At 37.6% G+C, this 4,732-nt stretch carries 3 protein-coding genes and 1 other RNA gene; all 4 read left to right on the top strand.

The window, feature by feature from the left end; genetic code table 11:
* Window positions 1–177: 177 nt before the first annotated feature.
* Window positions 178–699: a metallophosphoesterase family protein gene (locus ACOVQ4_RS10760; protein ID WP_421820646.1), complete on the top strand. Its 522-nt coding sequence runs from the start codon at window positions 178–180 to the stop codon at window positions 697–699.
* A 68-nt stretch (window positions 700–767) separates the two neighbouring features.
* Window positions 768–1,145, top strand: coding sequence for a co-chaperone GroES (locus tag ACOVQ4_RS10755; RefSeq protein WP_421820645.1), 378 nt, complete (start codon window positions 768–770; stop codon window positions 1,143–1,145).
* A 1,072-nt stretch (window positions 1,146–2,217) separates the two neighbouring features.
* Window positions 2,218–4,260, top strand: coding sequence for a TonB-dependent receptor family protein (locus ACOVQ4_RS10750; RefSeq protein WP_421820644.1), 2,043 nt, complete (start codon window positions 2,218–2,220; stop codon window positions 4,258–4,260).
* A 75-nt stretch (window positions 4,261–4,335) separates the two neighbouring features.
* Window positions 4,336–4,732, top strand: a transfer-messenger RNA (tmRNA) gene (ssrA, locus tag ACOVQ4_RS10745); the annotation flags it as partial.

Raw genomic sequence — 4,732 nt, 5'->3', positions numbered from 1 at the left:
TTTAGCTTACGGCGTAAGGCTTATGGCTTTGGGCATTTTGCAATAACATATCAAAACATTTAGCACTCTTTGCCTGTTGCCTATCGCCTATCGCCTATCGCCTTGTGCCTATCGCCTTATGCCTATTTCCTATTGCCTTGTGCTAAAACAAAAAACTTAAAAACCCAACTCAAGCTTATGCAGAAAGTTTTAATTCTTTCAGATACACATAGTTATCTTGATTCTCGACTAATGGAGCACCTCAACTGGTGTGATCAAATCTGGCATGGAGGTGATTGGGGAGATATTGCTGTATCTGACACACTGGTGGCGCTTAAACCCGTTCAAGGAGTTTATGGCAATATTGATGGTACCACCGTTCGTCAGACTTATCCCTTGATAAACCATTTTTATTGTGAAGAGGTTCTGGTAGGTATGACACATATTGCAGGAGCTCCCTCCAAATACAAGCCTGATGCCTTGAAGTGTTTTGACATACAAATCCCAGATATTTTTGTTTGTGGGCATTCCCACATCTTACAAGTGAAGCGAGATATGAATAGAAATGGGATGTTGTTCATTAATCCCGGAGCAGCGGGTCAGCATGGTTTTCATCCTACTCAAACTGCCATTCGTCTAAAAATTGAAGGTAAAAGGATTTTTGATGTAGAAATTATCGAAATGCAACGAACAAAAACCTCCAAAGTTGAATTGACATAATAAATCAGGGTTTTTAAATTTGTGATTTTATTTAAACAATCAATTATTTTATTCTAACAATTAAGAAAATGATTACAACGATTGGAGGTGGTATTGATACCTTAGATAAGGTAATAATGATGGGAGATAAAGTATTGATTCGCCCACAAGAGCTGAATGGAGTTACTCGTTCAGGATTATTTTTGCCACCGACTGTTCAAGAAAAAGAAGAAATTTTGAAGGGATATATTATCAAAGTAGGTCCAGGATTTCCGATTCCAGCTGTTCAGGAAGACGAACCTTGGAAAGACACTGACCACGTTCGTTATATTCCTTTACAAGTCAAAGAGGGAGATCAAGCCTTATTTTTAAAAAGAAATGGAATTGAAGTGGAGGTAGATTCTGAAAAGTATATGATTGTACCTCAATCGGCTATTTTGATGATTGTGAGGGAAGATTGGGCCTAAATGTGCAGTTCATAAATTATTTTAATAATTCGTGCGTTTTAGCTTGATTTTTTTTTAAACTAAAGAAATATCATTGTATTTTCGAAAAAAGTAAAAAAGTAGGTTAATCGAGTAAGTTTCAATATTTTAATAACCAAAAAAAATTTGGTCAACACGCCAACAATTATTGAAATGCACTCACAAGTAGAAGGAGACTGTCAAAGTGTGTTACAGATAGAAGATTTAAGAGCTTGGCCTTATTCTTTATGCTGTCGACAAAATGTATTTCTAATTTTTGTAAAAACACCTTTTTTTGAGCTTATTGCATCAAGCCTTTTCTCTTAGAACTTAAACATTATCAGCATTCGGCTAAATGTTTCAAGCAGAAGTAATCCATGTATTTTTACGATAAATCCAACATATTTTGACTTAATGCTAACAACAAGTAGCTTAAATCAGGACATCAAAACTTAATTCTACATTTCAACTTTATTTAGTAGTGTTACCGTTTGAAAATAAAATTGAGTCTTCAGGAAATCAAATTTTATCCATCCTATTACCGCTTTATAGATGGATAAACCATTATTAGCAGTAAGGTCATATTAGCCTAGTATGTAAAAAAATACTGCTTAGAGCCACGAAAAAACACTTTGTAGAAAAGATACGATAGCTCCTAGTTTTTAAATTTCCCTAATACCAAAGCCATTTTGGATTATGTAGATGTGTCAGAAAAATTCCTTCGAGTTAAAATAAACGGTTATTCTTTTAGTAACCCAAAGATTATATTTTGGTGTCAGCTTGCAAGTATAATGCTTTAACAGTGGCGGATGTTTAAGGTATTTGGCAGGATATTGTACCAATTTAGAACAGGTTTGATTGGATGGGGTTTATTTTAGATATTGGCGGATATCCAAATGTACGACCCCATCTTTCATCCTTAAACACAAAGCATTATAATCCTTATTTTTTTATAAATACCTAATCAGGTTGTGACCCCGTAAAGCTAAACTTTTCGGGGTTTTATTTTTTTGGTGCTACCTTTGGCTATCCTTACTCGCGAGGTCGTATCTTTAATTTCTTTTCAAGTAATTTTATGAAATACGGATTGATACTATTGTTAGTGTTTACTTTTTTTGAGGTAAATGCGCAAAACTCAAAACCCGATACTATCGGGGCTGTGCAAGAACTAGCCCCCGTTACAGTGCTATCTTCAAGAGTCCCACAAAAAGAAAATCAACTGCCTTTGGCTGTTACTCTGTTAGGAAAATCAAGGTTACAGATTGGACAAACGAGGATGTCATTATTTGAGGGGCTCAATACGGTTCCTGGAGTGTTTGCTATGAACTCCGAAAATTTTGCGCAAGATTTAAGAATTTCTGTCAGAGGATTTGGGGCAAGGGCTGCCTTCGGAATCCGTGGTTTGAAAGTAGTCTTAGATGGTATTCCCGAATCAACTTCGGATGGAACCGCAAAGCTGGGGAATGTGGACGTTGGACTTATAGAAAGAATGGAAGTGCTCAGAGGCGCCACTGCAGGAATTTATGGGAATGCATCAGGAGGCGTCATATCACTACATTCTGATGCTTTTCCTACCAAATCATTTGCCGAGGTTTTTAGCACATGGGGTAGTTATGGCTTAAAGAGATATCAACTAAAATTTGGCTCTTCGTGGGGAGCGTGGTCATTTTTAGGAAGTATTTCGCGTTTGGAAAGTACAGGTTTTCGACAGAAAAGTTCACTCGAAAGAAATCTTATCAACTTTAAAATAGGCTTTCGTGCCTCGGATGCTACCCAAATTAGCTTGTTGTCGACCTATATCGATAGCCCCAAAGCAGAAGACCCGGGTGGTTTAACCATCGAGGAGGTAAATAAAGATAGGTCTCAGGCGAGAAAAGCAAATATTGATTATAATACAACCGAATCGTTCAATCAGCTCAGAAATGCGCTTATTGTCGATCAAAAATTAGGAAGTAATAGTTTAGTCAATGTTAGAGTTTTCTTGATAAATCGGGATTTTAACACCAACCAGGCCTTTGAGACAAGCGGACAAATAGCCTTTCAAAGGGTTTTTTGGGGAGGAGGAATCGCCTATCAATATTCTAACAAAGGATATAAATTGAGAGTGGGCGCAGACTTAGAAAATCAATCAGATAATCGTCAACGATACGATAATAAACTTGGCGTTCGGAGTACCCTGAAGTTAGATCAAAATGAGCGTTTTGATAATACTGGAGCGTATATTTTGCAGGAGTTTGCCCCTTCTAAGTCATTTCGAATTGTTTTGAACACGCGATATGATTGGATAAAAATTGGGGTAAATGATTATTTTCTTTCAGATGGTAATCAGTCAGCCAATAAAAATTTCCAGCGATTTAGTCCTATGCTAGGAGTATCTTACAGTATATCAGAGCGTAATACACTTTACGCTAATTTTACAAGTAATTTTGAAACCCCATCTTTGAACGAGTTGACAAATAACCCTACAGGACAGGGGGGCTTCAATGCTGATTTGAACCCACAAAAATCACAAAATTATGAATTGGGCTATAAAGCTTGGTTTGGTAATAAAGCAAAAGTAGATTTTACGCTTTTTCAAGTAAATCTTCAAGACGAAATTGTACCTTATCAGTTGCCCAATCAAGCTGGTAGAACATTTTTCAGGAATGCAGGCGAGTCTACAAGGAGAGGGGTTGAAGTGGGCTTAAGTTATCAAGTCATTCCAGCACTGACCACTTTTCTGAACTATACTTATTCAGATTTTATCTACAAAAACTATCAGACTTTGGCGGGTACATTTTCGGGAAATCGCCTACCAGGTATTCCGAAGAATCAAGTATATGCCGAGCTGAGGTATTTTCCTAAATCAGGTATGTTTGCCGTTGCCCAGTTTCGAAGTGTAGGAGATATGTTTGCAAATGATGCAAACAATGTTTTGGTTAAGGGCTTCCAAACACTAAATCTTCGTACAGGATGGCATCATACCATGAAGGGAATAAGTGTTGAGCCTTTTGTTGGGGTAAATAATGTATTCGATTCGGTATACTTTGCCAATATTCAAATAAATGCCTCCGCCAATAGGTATTATGAACCATCGGCAGGAAGAACGATTTATGCTGGGCTAAAAATTGGATTGTAAGTTGTAGCGCAAAATTGTTTTGGATGATAGAAATTCGTAAAATATACTTATATTTGTGCCCATAATAAAAATACTGGGGACGACCGGTATTGACAGCTTGTGTATTCTGATAGTAAGCACGTCGGGAGTAGGGTAGACCTCCTGTGAAAAATCAACTCAAACAATAACTGGCAACACTTCGTATGCCATGGCAGCTTAATTCCTAATTTAGGATAAGTCATAGGTCGCTATCAACTAGGTTGAAGCCTCCTGCCACATCCCTCCATGCCAAACTCTGCCGTGTGGAATTGGGGTGACGACATGCAGAGTCGGGTTTTGCTGATGTCTCTGAGTAAAATCTAGTATACCGAGTCTAAGGATTTTTTTTGGTCCGGCTTGAACCAAGATTTTCCCGACAATTAATCAAGACTAAACGTGTAGAAAGCTATGAGTTTCCTTGTCTGGACGAGAGTTCGAATCTCTCCGTCTCCAC

It is taken from the genome of Flectobacillus sp. (assembly GCF_049240685.1).
Lineage (GTDB): Bacteria > Bacteroidota > Bacteroidia > Cytophagales > Spirosomataceae > Flectobacillus.
Note: the sequence above shows the minus strand (reverse complement) of the source record. Positions and strands in the feature narration are given on the sequence as shown.